Origin of the sequence: Veillonella sp. AF13-2, assembly GCF_003603295.1 — a bacterium.
In the GTDB taxonomy this organism is placed as follows: domain Bacteria; phylum Bacillota; class Negativicutes; order Veillonellales; family Veillonellaceae; genus Veillonella; species Veillonella parvula_E.
On sequence record NZ_QTMT01000001.1, the window covers coordinates 337822 to 359854 of the forward strand.

The following is a 22033-nucleotide window of genomic DNA, read 5'->3' on the forward strand; positions in this document are numbered from 1 at the left end:
ATGAAAGCAAGTTTACAGTGGATGAATGAATACGTGCCTGTGGATATGAATCGTCCTGCACAAGAATTGGCCGATGAATTAACACAAGCTGGTATTCCTGTAGAAGATGTCATTGCTATGGATAATGGCATTAAGAAAATTTATACTGGCAAAATCGTGGAGATTACAAAACATCCAGATGCAGATAAATTACAAGTATGCCAAGTTGAATGCCTTACAGAAGAAGGTGAACCTGTTACAAAACAAATCGTAACGGCTGCTACAAATGTTGCAGTAGGCCAAATCGTGCCTGTAGCATACCATAAATCTCGCTTAGCTGATGGTACAGAGATTAAAAAAGGTAAATTGCGTGGCGTTGTTTCTGAAGGCATGTTCTGTTCCGTTGCAGAATTTGGTATCTCTAGCGACTTAGTATTGCCAGAAGAAGCTCAAGGCATTTACATTTTCCCGGAAAATACACCAATTGGTCTTGATGTAAAAGAGGTTTTAGGCTTAAATGATACAGTATATGAATTTGAATTGACTGCTAACCGAGCAGATTGCTTTTCCATGGTTGGTTTGTCCCGTGAATTTGGAGTCATGACAAATCAAAAAGCTTTATTCCCTGTTATCATGGTTAACGAGAATGGCGAATCCATTGAAGGCAAAGCATCTGTATCTATCGAAGCTGATGATCTTTGTACGCGTTTTACAGCTCGTGTAGTAACTGATGTTAAGGTTGAGCCATCTCCATTGTGGATGCAAAACCGTTTACGTAATAGCGGCATTCGTCCTATTAATAATGTAGTAGACGTAACAAACTACGTTATGTTAGAACTTGGTCAACCTATGCATGCCTATGATTATGATCATGTAAAAGGTCATAAATTAGTGGCGAGACGTGCTAAAAATGGTGAAGTGCTTGTTACACTTGATGGTTCTGAACGCGAATTGAATGACTCCATGCTTATCATTGCTGATGCTGAACGTCCAGTAGGTGTAGCAGGTATCATGGGTGGCTTTGATAGTGAAGTGACAAACGAAACGACCACAGTTATGTTTGAAGCTGCTGTATTTAATGGTCCATCTATTCGCCGTACAGCTAAAGCTCTCGGCATGCGTTCTGAAGCATCTGGACGTTTCGAACGTGGTGTAAATCATAAATACACTGCCTATGCTATCGACAGAGCAGCTCAATTATTACAACAAATCTGTCCTACTTGTAAAGTTGATGTAGGCGTTATCGATGTATATAAAAACCCTGTAGAACAACATACAGTTACTTTTACAGCAGAACAAATCAACGATTACTTGGGTACAAATATTGAAAAAGACGAAATGGTTCGTATTTTGACTGCCCTTGAGTTCGTTGTAACCGAAGAAGGAGACAAATTGTCTGCCCTCGTTCCAACATGGCGTGGCGATGTAACGGTGATGCCTGATATCGCTGAAGAAGTAGCTCGTATTTACAACTACGATAATATTGCGCCTACAATTCCGGTAGCCGTATTATCCTCTGGTGGTATGACACCTAAGAAAGCTCTTACTAAAGAGGTAACTCATGCATTGGCTAAATTGGGTATGACTCAAATCATTACATTTAGCTTCATGCATAAAGATGGTCTTTCCAATATGATGCTTCCTGAAGGGGATAGCCGTTATACAGCCATTCCAATCTTGAACCCTATTTCCGAAGAATTCCCTTATATGCGTACAACATTGGTACCGGCTGTTATTGAAGCAGCAAAACGCAATATTGCGCAACAAAATAAGGATCTTTGGTTATTTGAAACAGCTAATGTATATGAACCAAAAACGTTACCTTTAACAGAAGTACCTCATGAACGCCCTATGGCTTGTGGTATTTTGATGGGGAAGGCAAACCAAGCTGGTTGGAATCAAGCAGAACGTACTACAGATTTCTATGATGTAAAGGGTATTGTAGATGCGTTGTTAGCTGAGCTAGGCGTTACAAGCTATGAAATAAATCGTGGCACTGAGCCATACTTTCACCCAGGTGTAAGCGCTCAATACGTAGTTGATGGTAAAATGATTGCTCAATATGGTGAATTACATCCACAAGTGAGCAAAAACTTTGACTTACCTGGCAAAGTATATATGTTTGAAATCGATTTGGAAGCCGTATTATCCTTAACGATTCCACCGTTCCGTTATACATCCTTCAGTAAATTCCCAGGCACTAGCCGTGACCTTGCCATCGTTGCACCTGTGTCCGTATTCAGTGGTGAAATTTTATCTATCATTAAAGAACATGGTGGAGAATATTTAGAAAGTGCATCTATCTTTGATGTTTATGAAGGTGAACATATCGAAGCAGGTTACCGCAGTCTCGCATACAACTTACAATTCCGCTCTATGGAAGGTACGTTGAATGATGAGGATATTGACGGTAATATTCAAGCTATTATTGATGTATTAGCAGAAATTAACTGCAGATTACGTTAATTTTAAGCAGTATATTGAAAGGGTTTACCGTATGGTAAACCCTTTTAGTACTATAGTTATGCCTTTAGTTAGGTAGAAAGGACTGTCCATGGAATTATTGGCTCCTGCCGGTACGATGGAAAACTTTATAGCCGCTTTAGAATCTGGAGCAGATGCCATTTATCTTGGTGGCAAAGGTTTTAATGCCCGAGCTCATGCAGCAAACTTTGGAATTGAGGAATTAACCGAGGCTATTCGCTTGGCCCATATTCTAGATGTGTCTGTATATGTAACGGTAAATATTCTCATAGGTGACTCCGAATTATCTGCTCTTGAGGCATATTTAAAGGACTTAGAGCGCATCGGCGTGGATGCTATCATCGTTCAAGATTTAGCAGTGGCTAAATTGGCGCAACGAGTGGCTCCTAAATTACACTTACATGGCAGTACACAAATGACTGCAGCTACGCTCGATGCGGTTCGTTTTTATGAAAGTCTCGGTTTTACACGTGTCGTTTTAGCTCGTGAATTGAGCCTCGCTGAAATTGAACATATTTGCAAGAATTGTACAGCTGAAATCGAAGTCTTTGTACACGGTGCGTTGTGCGTATGTTATTCTGGTCAATGCTTAATGAGCTCTTTCATCGGTGGTCGCAGTGGTAACCGTGGTGCTTGTGCACAGCCTTGTCGGTTGCCTTATGAGCTATTGGATTCTTCAGGTACTAGCTTGTTGCCAAAACACGAAGCCTATCTATTAAGTCCAAAGGATCTTAACTATAGTGAATATATGAATGAACTTGTGGCGGCCGGTGTTACGTCCTTTAAGGTAGAAGGGCGTATGAAAAAGGTTTCCTACGTGCGTCAAGTGATTGGAACCTATCGTCATATTTTAGATACGGCTCATATAGATTCTACTGATGCCGATGCATTAGCTTCTGGATTTAATCGTGGATTTTCTACGGATTATTTAACAGACCATGTAGGAAAATCAATGATGACCGTGGTGGCCCCAAATAATCAAGGGAAATTGATTGGCAAAGCAGAGGTCAAAAAGGGTCAAGTTCATTTATTCCTAACAGAACCAATTGAAAAAGGATCACTCTTAAAGGTCATGCAACGTTCTGGTAGTATTACGTACTATCAAATCGATCAGAACTGGTCTCTAGTGGATGAAAAGCATATTGTAGGTAAACCGGATGAAGGCTTTGCTGCGGGGCAAGTATTCCTTGCATCAGGCCCTAAAGCTCAAAAGCAACGGGGACTACAAGACTTTACCGCTAAATTAGAGGTACATGGTTATCTATCTATTAATACTGAACGAGAAATACCTTATACAGAACTAACCTTTGTATTGAATGATGGTCGTACTGTGACTATATCTAACGAGTTTGAACCTGTTTATGCTAACAATAAACCGACTACATTAGAGAAGGTTAGAGATCAAGTAGGTAGATTAGGGAATACATTATTTACACTAGGCTCTATGTCTATTCCTGATGGACCGTACATGTGGCCCGCTAGTGTTTTAAATGCATTGCGTCGCGATGCTGTAGAGGCGCTAGAAAGCTTGTTGATTACAGACCATGAAGCAGCTTGGGCAGAACATGCTGTAGAACCCCGAAATATGTCATCGTTAGTAGCTAAAAGTAAGGTTCAATACACAGAGCCTATGGTGAGTGCTCGCGTTGATGAACTCGATGGTGTAAAAGCAGCGATCGAAGGTGGTGCTAAGAAGATTATCTTTGGTGGTGACCGTTTGCAACGTAAGCCTTATGAAATTAGCATCTACGAGCAGGTAGCCAAACTTTGTAAAGAGCATAATGTGCTTTGTGTATTTGCTACGCCTCGCGTCGTTAAAGATGATGAGGTAGACGCGTACATGAATACGCTTAAGGCCATAGTTGAGTCTAAACCAGATAGCATTTCTATTCATATGCCACAAGCTCTATTATGGCTTCGTGAGTTAGGGTATTCAGGTGCTATTGAAGCTGATACAGGTCTTAACATATTCAATGGCTCTGCACTACAAGTATGGCAAGATTTTAATATGAGTAGTATAGCTCCATCCTTAGAGTTGACCTTGGCACAACTAGTAAACTTACAAAAATCTGCTCATTTGCCATTAGAGGTAATGGTACACGGTTATACAGAAATGATGATTTCTGAGTATTGTGCCATCGCTAGCTTTGTTGGTACTGGTAAAAAAGAAAATTGTCCTATGCCGTGCGTAATAGAAGATTACGCATTAAAGGACCGCAAAGGGGAAGTGTTCCCACTTCGTACTGATCCATATTGCCGCATGCACATCATGAATAGTCATGAAATGGATATGCGTGCCTACGTGCCAGAGGTACATCGAAAAGGGCTACATATTTTACGCATCGATGGGCGTCATATGGATCCACATCGATTGCGTAACATTGTAGCAGATTATGTATCTATTCAAAATGGAACAAAAGAGGCTCCTCCTAAGAGCGTAGGCAAGGATGATACGCCTATTACAAGGGGCCACTATTTTAGAGGTATTTTATAAAAGAGGTAGTACATTGTTTAACGAAGATGTATTAGACTTTCACCATATAAAAGAACAATTACAACAACATTGTAGTTCTACCATTGCTAAAGAATTAGCTATGCATATTGAACCAATGACGGATGCTAAAGCTATTCAAGAGAACCTTGATGAAACAGCAGAAGCCATGCGTTCTTTACAAACTGAGGTAGAACAACCGTTAGGCGGTACGCGAGATATTCGTGAGTCCTGTAAGAAGAGTCGTAAAGACTTTGTCCTTACGCGTGAAGCATTATGGGATATTTATTTAACCATTGGTGCTTATAAGCGCATGACAAAGTTCTTTAGAACGAAATATATGGAATATCCTTTGCTATTCTTATGGGTTCAGGATATGCCAAATACAGATCGCATTGAAAATCGCTTTAAACGCGTCTTTGATGAAAAAGGGGAATTGCTTGATACAGCATCTCCTAAGTTGGCGAGCCTAAGAAATACGATTATCAAAACTCGGGAAAAGATCAAAAATGATATTCAAGCTATCTTACACGACAAGGATAATCAGAAGTATTTCCAAGAAACGATCATTACACAGCGTAACAATCGCTATGTAATCCCTGTAAAACAGGAATATCGCCAATATTTTGATGGTCTTATTCACGACCGTTCTGCAACGGGTCAAACACTCTATATTGAACCGATGCGCTTGGTGAATCTAAATAATGAATTACAAGAGGCTTTGATTGGTGAAGAGCAAGAGGTATTGCGTATTTACCGTGAATTATCAGCCCTTGTAAAACAACATAGTAATGATTTGATGGATGCTTGTGAAAAGGTATCCCACATCGAATTTGTATATGGTAAGGCGAGCCTTGCTATTTCTTATAAGGGTGTACCGGCCATCTTGAGTACTGATAGAACTGTTAATCTCATGAGAGCTCGGCACCCATTAATCCCACCGAATGTGGTAGTGCCTACAAATATTCAATTAGGTACATCGTACCGTATTTTATTGATTACTGGTTCTAATACAGGTGGTAAAACAGTCTCTCTTAAAACATTAGGGTTATTGAGCTTAATGAACCAATGTGGTCTATTTATCCCTGCAGACCACGGCTCAATGTTGCCTATATTCCAAAATATCTTTGCCGATATTGGGGATGAACAAAGTATTGAGGCTAGCCTTAGTACGTTCTCTGCTCATATGACACAAGTTATTTCCATTATTAAACATTGTGGCCCAAATGACTTGGTATTGCTGGATGAGCTTGGATCTGGTACAGATCCAGAGGAAGGTAGTGCTTTAGCTGTATCTATCCTTGAATTCTTCCGTAAAAAAGGTGCCCTTATGATGGTAAGTACCCATTATAATGAGCTTAAAAACTATGCATACCATACAGAAGGAATCGAAAACGGCCATGTAGAATTTGATGAGCGTACCTTAAAGCCAACGTATCGACTTCATATTGGTGTAGCAGGTAGTAGCCATGCATTGAGTATTGCGGCCCGCTTAGGTTTACCAAAAGATATCGTAACGCGCGCGGCAGAGTATAAATCTCAATTTGGTAGCCATGAAATGGAAGAAGTTCTTTCAGATTTGAATGAGCAACTTCGTAAGGCATCTGAACGGGAAAGAGCGTTAAAGAAAGAGCTTGATGAAACACGTCGCATGCGTGGTCAATTAGAGAAGGAAAAGAAACAGTTTAACGAAAAGCGTAAACAAATCTTAGCCAAAGCTCAAGCTGATGCAGAATCTATGAAACGTAGCTTGCGCGTCGAAGGGGAAGCGATTATTAAGCAATTGAAAGCGCAATTCTCTGAAACAAATAAGGATAAGCGTCAATCTGCTATTAATGCTGCACGTAAGGGCATTTCTAATGTACATGTACCAGAAGCCCCAGTAGATGATGATCGTAAGTCCTTGACGGCAGATGCTATTAAGGTAGGCCAAGCAGTATATGTTACATCTTTACGCTCATTAGGTACCGTATTAGCTATCAATGGCAATCGTGTGAATGTAGATATTAATGGACTAACAGCTACTGTAAAGGTTAGCGAATTACAATCTACTACACGTGAAGAAGGAAATAAGCTTGAACGGGAACAAAAAGCAGCTATGCCTAAGACTAGAAAACGTATGGGTGGCTCTGCCGTACAACGCCAAAAAGAGGTTCGTACTGAAATCAATATTCTTGGACAAACGGTAGATGAAGCGACAGTTTCTGTTGGTAGATTTATTGACCAAGCTTTACTTGGTGGTGTTAATCAAGTGCGCATTATTCACGGTAAGGGGACTGGCGCATTACGAGAAGGTGTACATCAATATTTGCGTACCTTACCTCATGTAGCTCATTTTGAAACGGCAGGCTATGACGAAGGTGGTGCAGGGGCTACGAATGTAGTTTTGAAATAAAGCTACACAATAGTGATATAGTTATAGATAATACAGTAAATTATTATCGTATATCAAATTGGTTATGGGGTATAGCCATATACCTATATAGAAATAGAAGAGGTAGTAAGTTCTTAGAACTTACTACCTTTTTACGTAAAAGAAAGGAGCGGAACACATGTTCCGCTCCTTTAGCGTATGAGATTAACGATCTTTTTTACTAGACTTTTTACTTTTGGATGAATTAGATTTCTGTTCAGTTGCATCATCTTTTGAGCCACTGTCATCTTTTACAGCTTCATCTTTTGACTTGTCTTTATCGTCTTTTTTGTCTGCTTTTTCGTCCTTAGCAGCTTCTTTTTTAGGCTGTGCTTTTACAGGATTATAATAACCTTCAGAAACAGCTGATTGAGCGCTAGCAGGAACGGAGAAGTCAGATGCAGGGGTGTTGGCAAGTGCATTAGCCATGAATTGCCCCCACATAATAGCAGGTGTGTCACCACCGGTGATGCCTCGTAATGTTTCCGAGCCATAGTCATCACCAATCCAAACGGCAGCTACTAAATCAGGCGTGTAACCAACGAACCAAGCATCCTTGGAATCATCTGTTGTACCAGTTTTACCTGCTGCAGGACGACCGATTGCGGCATTACCACCAGTACCGCCATTTATAACAGATTCTAGCATATTTGTAATGATTGCTGCATCTTTTTCGTCTACAACGCGTTTTTCTTGGATGGAGTTTTCCTCCACCACTTGACCGTTACGATCAACAATTTTAAGGATTGCCGTAGGTTGAACTTTGATACCGCCATTAGCAAGTACGCCATAAGCTTGTACCATTTCAAGAGGTGTCACGCCGTGAGTTAAACCACCAAGTGCAGTAGACAAGTTATTATCTTGATCTGTAAGGGTTGTGATACCCATTTCTTTGGCAAGTTTAATAATCTTAGACATGCCTACTTCATCGGCAATTTTTACGGCAGCTACGTTACGAGAGTGTTGTAATGCGTAGCGGTATGTCATATTACCTTCGAAGTCATTTTCATAGTTTTTAGGGCTCCAGTTACCAAATGTAACAGGGCTATCATCTACGATAGAACCAGGAGTTTTACCAGATTGAATAGCTGCTAAATATACAAATGGCTTCATAGCGGAACCTGGTTGACGTTCTGCTTGTGTAGCACGGTTAAATGCATCATCACCGCGACCACCAACCATAGCCATAATGTAACCATTATGAGGGTTCATAGCTACGATAGCACCTTGTGGTTGATGTAAACCATTGCTATCAGTGTAGTAGTTAGGCAAGTTTTGCATTGCTGCTACAGCTGCATTTTGCGCATCCATATCAAGAGTTGTATAAATTTTTAAACCATCTTTATAGATTGCATCGTCGCCATATTTTTCAGAAACTTGTGCAATAACATAGTTAATGAAGTAAGATGCATTAGATTTTTCATGCGTTTGTTCTTGTTTTGCCACTAAGCCTAAATCTGCTTGACGTGCTTCATCAGCTTGCTCTTGTGTAATGTAACCGTATTTAACCATTTGGCCTAATACAACAGCTTGACGTTTTTTACTAGCTTCCAAATCATTGAATGGAGAGTAGTAGTTAGGACTTTGTGGTAAGCCTGCAATGAGTGCTGCTTGAGCTAGCGTTAATTGGCTAGCATCCTTACCAAAGTATACATGAGCTGCAGATTGTACACCGTATGCACCTTGGCCAAAGTAAATTTGGTTCATGTACATTTCAAGGATTTCATCCTTAGTGTAATGTTGTTCAATTTTAAGTGCTAGCAATGCTTCAGAAATTTTACGTTTAAATGTTCTGTCTTGAGATAAGAATGCATTACGCGCTAACTGTTGAGTGATTGTAGAACCACCTTCAGATACGCCACTATGAACAAGGTTAACCCATACAGCACGCAAGATACCAACAGGGTCGATACCGTGATGGGAATAGAAGCGAGAGTCCTCAGTAGCAACAAAGGCATTTTGTAAATCCTTTGGTACATCTTTTAAAGGTACTGGTAATCTATTCTCTGTGGAATGAACCGTTGTGATGAGATTACCATGGACATCGTAAATTTGAGACGATGCAGAAGGACGTACATTGGATACATCTGGTAGGTTAGACAGTGTAGCACTGATGAAACCACAGCCACCTCCGGCTACGATGAGTATAAGGAGAAGGGCACAAATCCAAAATAGACGCTTCGGACTTGTCTTCTTCGGTGTAGCGCCGCTACCATTAGAACGGCGGCTGCTTCTCGCATTTGAGTTATTACTCATAGAGTCACCTCTTTTTTCTTTTGTTAGTAAATATAACGTAAATTCTATTACGCAGTTATAAATATTATATCATATATGGCTTAAAACCAATACTATATATATAATTGTGAAAGTTTTTAGATAATGGTATACTAAAACAATAGTATTTCGAGGAGGATTATCATGGTTAGTGCTCAAGAACAAGTGCGCCAAATTAAACACGGCGTAGCAGATTTAATTAATGAACAAGATCTTGTAAAGAAAATAGAAAAATCTATTAAGGAAAATAAACCTTTAGTTGTAAAATTAGGTTTGGACCCAACAGCGCCAGATATTCATTTAGGCCATACAGTACCACTTCGTAAACTACGTTTGTTCCAAGAATTTGGTCATCAAGTAGTGATCGTTATCGGCGGTTTCACTGCGCGTATTGGTGATCCTACTGGTAAAAGTGTAACTCGTCCACCACTTACAAAAGAAGAAGTATTGAAAAATGCTGAAACCTATAAAACACAAATCTTCAAAGTGTTAGATCCTGAAAAAACGATCGTCCGCGACAATAGTGAATGGCTAGAATCTATGAACTTTGCGGATGTTCTACGTTTGGCAAGCTCTTATACTGTAGCACGTATGATGGAACGCGATGATTTCAATAAACGCTTTAAAGAAGGTCGTGCTATTGGTGTTCATGAGTTTATGTATCCATTGATGCAAGGTCAAGATTCTGTAGCATTACATGCTGACGTTGAATTTGGTGGTACAGACCAAACTTTCAACTTGTTAATGGGCCGTCATTTACAAGAATTAGAAGGTCAAGAACCTCAAGTTGTTATTACAATGCCATTGCTTGAAGGCCTTGACGGTGTTCAAAAAATGAGTAAATCTTTAGGCAATTACATCGGTATCGACGAAGAACCTAAAGAAATGTACGGTAAAGCAATGTCTATTCCTGATGAATTGATGATGCGCTACTTCATGCTCGTTACAGATATGCCAATTGAAGAACAAGAGGACATGGAAAAACGTCTTGAAAGTGGTGAATTACATCCACGTGACGCTAAAATGCAATTAGCTCGTACCATCGTTCGTTTGTACCATGGTGAAGAGGCTGCTCTTGAGGCAGAAGAGGAATTCAAACGTGTATTCCAACAACGCGCATTGCCTACAGATATTCCTGAATGCGCTATGGATGCGCCAACAGAACCAATCTTTGTACCACAATTCTGTACAGATGCTGGTTTGACTGCTTCTAATGGTGAAGCACGTCGATCCATTAAAGCTGGTGCTTTCAAAGTAAACGGTGAAAAATATACAGAAGAAAACCTTAAGCTAGAAGATGGCATGATCGTTCAAGTTGGTAAGCGTAAATTTGTAAAAATTAAATTTAACTAATATAAAACTGTGATGAGGTTTAGATTTCCCATCACAGTTTTTTTCTGTCTATTTTGTCTATAAGATTATCTATCTACTGAATCTGTTGTTTGTGAAGCAAGAAATTGACTTACAAGTTAATGTATAATGAATATACAAAGATAATATAAATATAAAAATAAAATACAAATTTGATACATAAAAGATTTTTTACAAATATTGTATAAAATAGATTATAACTTGTGAGAGGACCATTTATGGACAAGAAATTAAGTAACCATTTATCACAACGAGAACATACTGTTCTTACAGATATTGATGTTATCACAGCTGCAGTAGCCGTGCCTCTATTAGAAATCGATGGAGAAGATCATATGGTGTTTACCGTGCGTAGTAATACATTGCGACGTCAACCCGGTGAAATCAGTTTCCCTGGTGGGCACTGTGAACCTAATGATAAAAGTGGTGCTCATACAGCCATGCGTGAATGCTCTGAGGAACTTGGTATAGACTTAGATCAAATTGAACTGCTAGGAAATTTAGACTGTTTAGTATCTGCAATAGGTGTAAAACTATACGCCGTAGCAGTTCGACTACATACAAATGATTTAAAACCAAATTCCGATGAAGTAGGAGAGGTATTTACAGTTCCCTTACAATATCTATTAGATATGGAACCGACCGTAGGTCATTTAGACATTGGAACTAAGCCGTTAAAAGATTTTCCATTTCATCTATTAGAAGGATATAATATCGACTGGAAAATTAGACAAAACTATTCCGTCTATTTCTATCCCTATAAACAATACACCATATGGGGACTAACAGGACGAGTGTTGAAGAATTTTTTAGATATATATAGGGATGTTAAATGAAACCTGAATTTGTTCCATGGTTATGGATTATATATGTAGCGTATGTATTATATAAGAGACATAGAGAAAACAATCATTTAGAAAAATCTATACTTATACTAGCTAGTATAAGTTTAATTATTGTTAGTGGTGGTTTTTCTTTATTAACTTATTATAATCTTTCGCCTGAATTGCAGCTTATGTTAAATATATTAATTATAATAGTATTGTTTATAATGAAAACATTATTTGGAGTGTAGCAGATGGAAATAATACAGTTGTTTGGTTATACAATGATTCCTATTTGTATTATCATTTCAATATTATTAATGATATATGGAAAGACTAGACATATTAAATATTTAGATCCAAAGGTACCATTAGGACGTTTATTCTATTTTTTCGGCAATGCATTTTCATTTATGTGTTGTATTTTATTAATTAGTTTTGGTAGTTATGTAATACAATCTAAAGATATTGCTGAAGGGATTAAATATTTAATCTTAGGTTATTCTTTTGGCATTTATGGATTTACATTCTTTTTTATGACTGGTATGAGAAGAGCCTATGATATAGGATTTCCATTTTGGGTATATCCAATTTTTATAGCTTTAATACTTTTAAGTCTTTTTATCAATGATACTATTTTTGAATTCTTGATACTTGGAATGTATCTATTTTTATTACAGCCAGGTAGAAATAACAATTAAGTAATAACTACATGTTAAAAGATGATTGTCTAGTATTAGGCAATCATTTTTTAGTTTTTTATCATTTTTATTTGTATAATAATCCTCATATAAATTGACAGATTTTAAATTAAGGTATACTATTTATGTGTAAAAGGTTTAATGTGTTGCACTAATTAATCTAGGAGGTTCTCACATGAATCGCGAAACAGCATACGTACTTTGGTTTGATGAATTACAACGTGAAGATGTTAATTTAGTAGGTGGCAAGTCTTCTTCTTTAGGAGAATTGACATCCTCCACTAATGTACCTGTACCTTATGGCTTTGCAACAACTGCTCATGGTTATCGTGAGTTTATGAAAGCTACAGGTTTGGAAGATAAAATCCGCGCTGAACTTGATGCTTTAGATGATGTAGAAAATTCTGCATTATTGCGCGAAGTGTGTGCTAAGATTCGCCGCATGATTTGTCAGGAAGAAATGCCAAAAGACTTGGCAGATGCTATCCGTCATGCTTATGAAGAACTTGGTAAAAAAGTGAACGAAGAAAATCCATTTGTGGCTGTTCGTTCTAGTGCAACAGCAGAAGATTTACCAGATGCAAGCTTTGCAGGCCAACAAGATACGTATTTAAATGTTCGCGGTGCTGATGTTATCATCGAAAAAGTAAAAGAATGTTACGCATCTACTTTCACAGACCGTGCCACATATTACCGTGTAAAACAAGGCTTTGATCATATGACAGTAGCATTGAGTGCTGCGGTTCAAATGATGGTATTTTCTAAAGCAGCTGGCGTAATGTTTACTGTTGATCTTGTAACAGGCAATGATAACAATATTCTTATTGAAGGCTCTTGGGGCCTTGGTGAATATGTTGTACAAGGTACGGTTACACCAGATAATTTCCGAGTGGATAAAGAAAAGATGGAAATTACGGACCGTATGATTAACGATAAACATGTCCGCCTTGTTCGTAAAGCCGATGGTGACTGTGTTGAAGAAGTGGTTCCAGCCGACGAAGCAAAACAACAAGTTATTACAGATGCTCAAGTTTTGGAACTTGCAGAATATGCAAAAGCAATTGAAAAGCATTATGGTTGCTACATGGATATGGAATGGGGCGTAGATGAACGCAATGACAAGATTTGGATCTTGCAAGCTCGTCCAGAAACAGTTTGGTCCCGCAAAGAAAAATCAGAAACGTCCGAAAAAGCTAGCACATTAGATGCAGGTAATCGCGATATTATTGTAAAAGGTTTGCCAGCATCCCCTGGTAATGCAGCAGGTAAAGCTCACGTTATCATCAATCCTGAGGATATCGATGAGTTCAAAGAAGGCGAAATCCTTGTTACAGCTATGACAGCTCCTGATTGGGTGCCAGCCATGAAAAAGGCAAAAGCAATTGTTACTGACGCTGGTGGTATGACTTGTCATGCGTCTATCGTTAGCCGTGAGCTTGGTATTCCTTGTATCGTAGGTACTAAGAGCCGTAGTCATGAAGCGACTACCTCTATTAAAGATGGTCAAATGATTACCGTTGATGCTACAAATGGTATCGTATATGATGGCGTATTAGAAGATATCGTTAAAAAGCCTGAAGCTCAAGTTTCTACAGGGGCAGCAGCTGAATATGTGCCTGTAACAGGCACTAAGATTTATATGAACTTAGGTGATCCTGATTTGGCCCAAAAATATGGTGTACTACCATGTGATGGCATCGGTCTCATGCGTGAAGAGTTCATTTGGACAACCTTTATTCATGAACATCCATTGCACCTTATCGAAACAGGGCGCAGTGACTTTGCTGTAAATACATTGGCGGAAGGTATGCGTAAAGTATGCCAAGCATTAGCCCCTCGCCAAGTAGTAGTTCGTTTGAGCGACTTTAAATCTAGTGAATACCGTGACCTTAAAGGTGGCGATAAATATGAACCGCATGAATCCAGTGCATTACTTGGCTGGCGTGGCGCATCTCGCTACTATGATCCTAAGTACACACCTGCTTTCAAATTAGAATTAGAAGCAATCAAAAAAGTGCGTAACGAATTTGGTTTCAAAAATCTACAAGTTATGATTCCATTCTGCCGTACTGTGGAAGAAGCTGAATTAGTAACTAACTTAATGGCTCAAGAAGGTCTTGCACGCAGCAAAGACTTTAAAGTATGGCTCATGGCTGAGATCCCATCCAATATTATCTTAGCTGATCAATTTAATAAATATGTAGATGGTTATTCTATCGGTTCTAACGATTTGACTATGCTTGTACTCGGTTGTGATCGCGATAACGAAACAGTTCAACATATCTATGATGAACGTAATTTAGCAGTTCGCAGAGCAATTCGTCACCTCATTGAGGTGGCCCATAAAGATGGTAAAACTGTATCTATCTGTGGCCAAGCGCCAAGCGTATATCCTGAACTTTGCGAATTCCTTGTGAAGAGTGGTATCGACTCTATTTCTGTTAACCCAGATGCAGTAGTTAATACTAAGAAAATGGTGGCTCAAATCGAACAACGAATTATGCTCGATGCTATGACTGGTCGTGGTCGTCAAGAATCTGACGAACTAATTTGGTAATAATATAGTTATGGTGAAAGAGGAGGCCTGTGGGTCTCCTCTTTTTCTGAATGGTAACTTAGGATATAATACAAACAGAGATGAAAGGGGGTTACCGTGTGAAACTGTCGAAACGACAAGAACAAATTGCTCAAATCGTTCGCGAAGAAGGTCCTGTAACAGGTAGTGCCATTGCTGAACATTTAGAGGTCACAAGATCTGCGTTGCGCTCAGATTTATCTGTATTGACCATGTTAGGTGTGTTAGATGCACGTCCAAACGTAGGCTATTACTATGTTGGACTTTCAAAGGAAACACAAACGGCTGAGCGATTAAAGTCATTTCTGGTAAGTGATGTATTATCTCAAGCAGTTGTGGTCAATGGGGATACGAGTTTGTATGATACAATTGTCACATTATTTACAGAGGATGTAGGTACTATATTAGTGTGTGATGGTTCATACCTAGTAGGTGTGGTATCTCGAAAAGATTTACTACGCGCCTCTATGGGACAAACAGATTCGCATACCATGCCTATATCTATGATTATGACCCCTGTAAGCAAGGTTATAGCGGTGGAGCCTACTGATACTTTGGTAGAGGCTGCACAGAAAATGATAGATTATGAAGTAGATTGTTTACCTGTCGTCGCTCGTGAGGATGTGGGTAACAAGAAGCGTTTAAAGGTTGTGGGCCGTGTATCAAAAACGACGGTAGCAAAAGTATTTTTAGAATGTAGCATACACTGAGGTTGATAGAATGGCAGAAAAAATTATTTATGCAATATCGGATTCTCTGGGGGAAACTGCTGAGGCTGTAGCGAGAGCTACGGCGAGTCAATATGATAAGGAGCAAATTGAAATTGTCCGTGTTCCCTATATTGATAGTGAAAGCCAAATTGATGAGGTCATAGACGACGCAAAACGTGGGAATCATGTTATTTGCCATACCATTGTGTCTGCGTCTTTACGTAAGTATTTGCATGAGAAGGTGGCTGAATATAATATTCCGGCTGTGGATATCATGGGGCCTGTTCTCGATGCAGTTGGTACTATCGCAACTACTAAACCTCGCATGACAGCAGGTATGGTTCATAAGCTCGACCAAGAGTATTTTAAAAAGGTTGAAGCTATTGAGTTTGCCGTGAAATATGACGATGGTAAAAATCCATCTGGTTTTGAAAAGGCCGACATAGTTATTATTGGTGTATCTAGAACTAGTAAGACACCATTGTCCATGTTCTTGGCGTACAAAAAGATTAAAGCCGCAAATTTGCCACTAGTTCCAGAGGTACCGTTGCCAGAGGAATTGTTCAAGATTCCGGCAAAAAAAATCGTGGGCCTTATTATAGATCCATACAAATTAAATAATATTCGTAGTGAACGTTTACGCGCTATCGGTCTTGAAGACGAAGCAAATTATGCATCTATTGAGCGTATTCAATCTGAATTGGATTATGCAAAGGCTATTATGCGTCGTTTGCACTGCCAAGTGTTAGATGTTTCTAATAAATCCATTGAAGAAACAGCTTCTCTTGTTATGCAATTGATTGATAAAAATCGCGCGTCGGAGGGTAAATGAATATACGTGAACAAATAGAGGAGAGGGAGGTTTTGTTTCTGTCTCCCTATGCTGTTAAAAGCCGCGATGCAATCCGTGATATAGAAGAAAAGCCTGATCCACTTAGAACCGCGTTTCAACGCGATCGGGATCGCATCATTCATAGTAAATGTTTTAGACGGTTAAAGCATAAGACACAGGTATATATTGCGCCAGGTGACCATTATCGGACACGCATGACTCATACCCTTGAGGTAGGTCAAATCGGTCGTACTGTGGCTCGTGCATTACGTTTAAATGAAGACCTTGTGGAAGCTATTGCCATGGGTCATGATGTGGGACATACACCATTTGGTCATGTAGGTGAATATGCATTGCGAGATATGGTGGGGCACTTTAATCATAATGAGCAAAGTTTACGCATGGTTGAGGTATTAGAAAGACATGGTGATCATCAAGGACTCAATTTAACCACCGCTGTTCGAGATGGCATCGTAGGTCACACAGGAGCTACAATTCCTGTGACCTTGGAAGGTCAAATTATTCGTATTGTAGATCGTATTGCGTATTTGTGCCATGATTTTGATGATGCACAGCGAGCAGGTATGTTGACGGCAGAGGCGTTGCCTTTTGAAGTGCGCGAACATTTTGGTATGACTCCATCCAGTATGATTACTGCAATGGTAGAGGATATGGTACGGGAATCCTTGGATAAGCCAGCTATATCTATGTCTGCTGATGTGGAAATGACGATGAATCTATTCCGTCAATTTATGTTTAAACATGTATATTTGGCACCAGCTTTAATTCCGGATCGCAAAAAGGCATCCCATGTGGTGAAAAATCTATTTACTCACTTCATGGAACACCCTGATGATATGGAAGGCTGTGAAACAGGTAAAGCGTTTTACTCTACACGTGATGTAGTTGATTATGTAGCAGGCTTAACAGATCAATATGCTATTAAGTTATTTAAGCAATATTATATTCCAAATATTACATTATAAATAACAAAAAAAGCAGTTAGTTCAAAATGAACTAACTGCTTTTTTGGGGCTCTAGAACCCCAAAGAGTACATGTACTTTTTATTTTACGCGCGTGTAACTTTATTAGAACGAAGGCAGCGAGTGCATACGTTTACTTTTTTTGTAGCACCGTCTACAACCGCCCGTACTCTTTGAATGTTCGGTTTCCAAGTTTTTCTTGTGCGAATGTGAGAATGACTCACGTTCATACCGCTAGATGTGGATTTACCACATACTTCGCAAAGGTTTGCCATAGTTTCCACCTCCAAGCTTAATCTATAACATAACAAAAGTATATTATCATAAAGAATAGCTTAAAGCAAGTATTTTTGTCGTACATATTGCTCTTTTTATGAAATATACTACAATATAAGGTATACTATATATCATATTCTAAGATATAAATGGACTTTTACACAAGGATATACAAAAATTGGATATATCTCATGTGTTTATCGTATATTTAAAGGAGTTCTTATGGATGAACGATTGACGACTATAAAGGGAATTGGTCCTGGTCGTGAGAAACAATTGCATAAATTGGGAATTACCAATGTTACATCCTTATTGACTTACTTTCCCAGAACCTATGAAGACCGGCGTACGATTTATAGAATTGGTGATTTAAAATCAGGTATGACAGGTGGTATCGTAGGTACTGTTATTGCTGTACAAGAGAAACGCCCTCGCCCTCGATTGTCTATTTTAGAGGTAGTCATTGCAGATGGCACAGGTCCTTTGAAGATTGTTTTGTTTAATCAAGGGTATAAAAAAAACTTTTACAAAAAAGGACAACGTATATATGCATATGGTAAGGCTGAGTTTCAATATGGTTCCATGCAAATGAATACACCGCAAATGGAAAACTTAGGAGACGGTGGTGAACCAGATCGAGGTATCGTTCCTATTTACGCGCTTGCTGATGGGGTATCTCAGTTTGTGGTTCGTTCAACTGTACGTAATTGGTTCGCAGCTAACCATGAATTACCAGAGATTTTACCTGTGGAGGTTCGTGATGATCATCATTATATGAGTCGCTATGATGCTTTTAAGATGATGCATTTCCCAGACTCCTCAGAGCTCTATGAAAAGGCTCGTTATCAATTGGCCTATGAAGAGTTGTTCGTCATGCAAGCTGGTTTAGCTTTGTTGCGAAATAAAGAACAATGCCATAGAGGGCCTAAAATGGGACCAAATGGGGAACTAATGGCTCAGTGTATAGAGAATTTACCGTTTTCCTTAACAGGTGATCAACAACGAGCATTAGAGGATATTCGTATCGATATGGAAGACGAACGACCTATGCAAAGGTTGTTGCAAGGTGATGTAGGCTCTGGTAAAACCGTTGTGGCTACCCTGAGTTTATTAAAAGCCATCGAAAATGGGTATCAGGGGGCAATTATGGCTCCTACGGAGATTTTAGCGGCTCAACATTATGAAGGGATACAAACTGTATGTGCTAATTTAGGTATTACTATAGAACTATTAACTGGATCCTCCACGAAAAAGGAAAAAGAACGCATCTATGAAGGCTTAGCTGATGGAACAATTCATATGATTATTGGAACCCATGCTCTTATTCAAGAGGGGGTTAATTTTCATAATCTAGGCCTTGTTATCGTCGATGAGCAACATCGCTTTGGCGTAGATCAACGGGCGAGATTGCAACAGAAGGGAACATATCCTCATGTACTTATCATGACGGCTACACCAATCCCTCGTACCATGACATTATCCGTATATGGAGATTTAGCAGTATCTTTAATTAAAGAAATGCCACCAGGGCGAAAACCTGTTAAAACATATGCTGTAGATAGTTCTTATAAAGAGAGATTACGCACTTTCTTTTGTAAGGAAATGGCAGAGGGGCGTCAGGTCTACGTGGTGTGCCCTCTTGTAGAAGAATCCGAAAAATTAGACTTGCAAGCCGCTGAGGAATTGTATCTAGAATTAAAAGAGTACTTTTATAAGGCCTATGAAGTGGGCCTCGTTCACGGTCGTATGAAGCCGAGTGAAAAAGATGAAGTGATGAATGCCTTCTATAGGGGTGAAATTTCATTACTTGTTTCTACAACAGTTATCGAAGTGGGGGTTAATGTGCCAAATGCGACCATTATGTGCGTTGAAGGGGCAGAGCGATTTGGTCTATCTCAGCTACATCAGCTGCGGGGCCGTGTAGGTCGTGGCGCTCATCAGTCCTATTGCATTCTTGTTAGTGATTCTAAAAATGATGTAAGTCAAGAGCGCTTAAAGTTGATGGAACAAATCCAGGATGGATTTGAGCTTGCAGAGCAAGATTTATTGCTTCGCGGATCTGGTCAATTATTTGGATTAGCTCAATCGGGGCTGCCAGATTTACGCGTTGCTAATATTATCAAAGATATTGAAATTTTAGTAGAGGCTCGCAAGGATGTACTAGATTTTGCAAATCAATTCGGAATAGAAAAATTAGAATCTATCATGAAAGAAGAATTAGAAAAAAGATTTGGTGAAAAATTTCTAAGAATATTGTATAATTAAGAGGTAGGATTAATAAGTATATAAGCATCGATAATATTAGATTTTATCTGGCTTTTTCCTTGTCTATATGTCCTTCATACCGTATAATAGAACAAACAATTTATTTCATTTTTCATCTATGGAGGTTAATATGCCAATTATTCATGTAGAGCTCGTCGAAGGGCGTACAAAAGAACAAAAGAAACAATTAGGTGAAGCAATTACAAAGGCTGCGGTTGATATCGTAAATGTTCCTGCTGATGCAGTAAAAGTTATCTTCGTAGATATGAAAAAAGACGATTATATGGAAGGCGGCATTTTGCGGTCTGAACGCTAAGGCTACGACTGACCGCCTAGTCCATAGGGACTAGGCGGGTCGTAGTTTTGTTTTATTATACGGAAAGGAAAGAAATATGAGAGACGATAAATTCGGTATGCGTGGACTAACTTTTGATGATGTATTATTAATACCAGCAGCTTCGGATATACTGCCTAATCAAGTAGAGTTAAAAACTCAATTAACTCGTGATATTACATTAAATATTCCTATGATTAGTTCTGGGATGGATACGGTTACTGAATCACGGATGGCGATTGCTATGGCTCGTGAAGGTGGTCTTGGCGTTATCCACAAAAATATGTCTATTGAAGAGCAAGCTCATGAAGTTGACAAGGTAAAACGCTCTGAACACGGTGTTATCGTTGATCCTATTTTCTTAAGTCCTCAAAATTTACTATCCGATGCAGCAGAACTCATGGAAAAATATAAAATCTCTGGTGTACCTATCACAGAACATGGTAAACTAGTAGGGATCATTACAAATCGCGATATGCGTTTTGAAACTGATTTAAGCCGACAAATTGGGGAATGTATGACAAAAGATTCCCTAGTTACTGCACCGGAAGGTACATCTCTTGAAGCGGCGAAAGCTATCTTAAGCGAACATCGTATTGAAAAATTACCTCTTGTAGATGGCGACGGTAACTTAAAAGGCTTAATTACGATTAAAGATATTGAAAAAGCGACTAAATATCCAAATGCAGCAAAGGATGGTAGTGGCCGATTATTAGTTGGTGCTGCAGTAGGTGTTTCTCAAGATTTGTATGATAGACTTGATGCGCTTGTATCTGCTAAAGCTGACGTAATTATTGTTGATACTGCCCATGGGCATTCTGCAGGTGTTCTTCGTACGTTGAAGGACATTAAACAAGCGTATCCTCACATTCCTGTAATTGCAGGTAATGTGGCAACTGCAGCAGGCACTGAGGCTCTTATCGAAGCCGGAGCTGATGCAGTTAAGGTTGGTATAGGACCTGGTTCTATTTGTACAACTCGTGTTATTGCTGGTATTGGGGTACCTCAAATTACAGCAGTCTATGAGTCTGCTCAAGTGGGGCGTCGTTATGGAGTTCCTATCATTGCTGATGGGGGTATTAAATATTCTGGAGATATTGCTAAAGCTATTGCGGCTGGTGCTAATGTAGTTATGATGGGTAATATTTTAGCGGGTACTGATGAAAGCCCTGGAGAAACAGTGATTTATCAAGGCCGTTCTTATAAAGTATATCGAGGCATGGGTAGTCTAGGGGCTATGAAACTCGGTAGTAAAGATCGATATTTCCAAACAGAAGCTAAGAAATTAGTTCCTGAAGGTATAGAAGGTCGTGTACCATATAAAGGTATGCTGACCGATACAATTTTCCAAATGGTTGGTGGTTTGCGTGCAAGTATGGGGTATTGTGGATGTCATAACATCCAAGAAATGATTGAAAACACTCAATTCATTCAAATTACAGCGGCTGGTTTGAAAGAAAGTCATCCGCATGATGTAAGCATTACCGTTGAAGCACCAAATTATAGTGGTTGATAATGGA

At 39.2% G+C, this 22033-nt stretch carries 16 protein-coding genes; 14 read left to right on the plus strand and 2 right to left on the minus strand.

The features are described 5' to 3' along the window. From pheT to DWV85_RS01615, 3 genes are all read left to right on the plus strand, one after another. Positions 1–2445: a phenylalanine--tRNA ligase subunit beta gene (pheT, locus tag DWV85_RS01605; RefSeq protein WP_123137887.1), complete on the plus strand. Its 2445-nt coding sequence runs from the start codon at positions 1–3 to the stop codon at positions 2443–2445. A gap of 88 nt (positions 2446–2533) precedes the next feature. Further along, positions 2534–4957: a U32 family peptidase gene (locus DWV85_RS01610; protein WP_123137888.1), complete on the plus strand. Its 2424-nt coding sequence runs from the start codon at positions 2534–2536 to the stop codon at positions 4955–4957. Between the two features lie 13 nt (positions 4958–4970). Then, positions 4971–7349 (plus strand): endonuclease MutS2, encoded by a 2379-nt coding sequence (locus DWV85_RS01615; RefSeq protein ID WP_118091402.1) that lies wholly within the window; start codon positions 4971–4973, stop codon positions 7347–7349. Positions 7350–7532: 183 nt separating this feature from the next. On the opposite strand, the gene DWV85_RS01620 is transcribed toward DWV85_RS01615, so the two are convergent. After that, positions 7533–9623, minus strand: a complete 2091-nt coding sequence (locus DWV85_RS01620; protein ID WP_118091294.1) for a penicillin-binding protein 1A — start codon at positions 9621–9623, stop codon at positions 7533–7535. Positions 9624–9785: 162 nt separating this feature from the next. Between DWV85_RS01620 and tyrS the strand changes: the two genes are divergently transcribed. The 8 genes from tyrS to DWV85_RS01660 all read left to right on the plus strand — a co-directional run bounded on the left by tyrS (position 9786) and on the right by DWV85_RS01660 (position 17640). Beyond that, positions 9786–10994 (plus strand): tyrosine--tRNA ligase, encoded by a 1209-nt coding sequence (tyrS, locus tag DWV85_RS01625; protein ID WP_118091293.1) that lies wholly within the window; start codon positions 9786–9788, stop codon positions 10992–10994. Positions 10995–11230: 236 nt separating this feature from the next. Further along, on the plus strand, positions 11231–11848 hold the full coding sequence (locus DWV85_RS01630; RefSeq protein WP_123137889.1) for a CoA pyrophosphatase: 618 nt from the start codon (positions 11231–11233) through the stop codon (positions 11846–11848). Then, positions 11845–12087 (plus strand): hypothetical protein, encoded by a 243-nt coding sequence (locus DWV85_RS01635; protein ID WP_008601146.1) that lies wholly within the window; start codon positions 11845–11847, stop codon positions 12085–12087. The genes DWV85_RS01630 and DWV85_RS01635 overlap by 4 nt, the downstream gene beginning before the upstream one ends. Before the next feature lie 3 nt (positions 12088–12090). Beyond that, the gene (locus DWV85_RS01640) at positions 12091–12537 is read left to right on the plus strand and encodes a hypothetical protein (RefSeq protein WP_008601144.1); all 447 of its coding nucleotides are present in this window, start codon (positions 12091–12093) and stop codon (positions 12535–12537) included. A 175-nt stretch (positions 12538–12712) separates the two neighbouring features. Beyond that, entirely contained in the window at positions 12713–15094 is a 2382-nt protein-coding gene (ppsA, locus tag DWV85_RS01645) for a phosphoenolpyruvate synthase (RefSeq protein WP_123137890.1), read from the plus strand. A gap of 98 nt (positions 15095–15192) precedes the next feature. Then, entirely contained in the window at positions 15193–15822 is a 630-nt protein-coding gene (locus DWV85_RS01650) for a helix-turn-helix transcriptional regulator (protein ID WP_004696095.1), read from the plus strand. 10 nt (positions 15823–15832) lie between these two features. After that, complete coding sequence (locus tag DWV85_RS01655; protein WP_008601139.1) at positions 15833–16654, plus strand: pyruvate, water dikinase regulatory protein; 822 nt, start codon at positions 15833–15835, stop codon at positions 16652–16654. Continuing rightward, complete coding sequence (locus tag DWV85_RS01660; RefSeq protein WP_123137891.1) at positions 16651–17640, plus strand: deoxyguanosinetriphosphate triphosphohydrolase; 990 nt, start codon at positions 16651–16653, stop codon at positions 17638–17640. The genes DWV85_RS01655 and DWV85_RS01660 overlap by 4 nt, the downstream gene beginning before the upstream one ends. An 84-nt stretch (positions 17641–17724) precedes the next feature. On the opposite strand, the gene rpmB is transcribed toward DWV85_RS01660, so the two are convergent. Then, positions 17725–17913, minus strand: coding sequence for a 50S ribosomal protein L28 (gene rpmB, locus DWV85_RS01665; protein ID WP_008601135.1), 189 nt, complete (start codon positions 17911–17913; stop codon positions 17725–17727). A gap of 223 nt (positions 17914–18136) precedes the next feature. Between rpmB and recG the strand changes: the two genes are divergently transcribed. The 3 genes from recG to guaB all read left to right on the plus strand — a co-directional run bounded on the left by recG (position 18137) and on the right by guaB (position 22026). Then, complete coding sequence (gene recG / locus DWV85_RS01670; protein WP_077708490.1) at positions 18137–20179, plus strand: ATP-dependent DNA helicase RecG; 2043 nt, start codon at positions 18137–18139, stop codon at positions 20177–20179. 130 nt (positions 20180–20309) lie between these two features. After that, positions 20310–20495 carry a 4-oxalocrotonate tautomerase gene (locus tag DWV85_RS01675; RefSeq protein WP_004696087.1) on the plus strand — a complete coding sequence of 62 codons (186 nt, stop codon included), beginning with the start codon at positions 20310–20312 and terminating at the stop codon, positions 20493–20495. Positions 20496–20571: 76 nt separating this feature from the next. Then, on the plus strand, positions 20572–22026 hold the full coding sequence (guaB, locus tag DWV85_RS01680; protein WP_123137892.1) for an IMP dehydrogenase: 1455 nt from the start codon (positions 20572–20574) through the stop codon (positions 22024–22026). Positions 22027–22033: the final 7 nt, after the last annotated feature.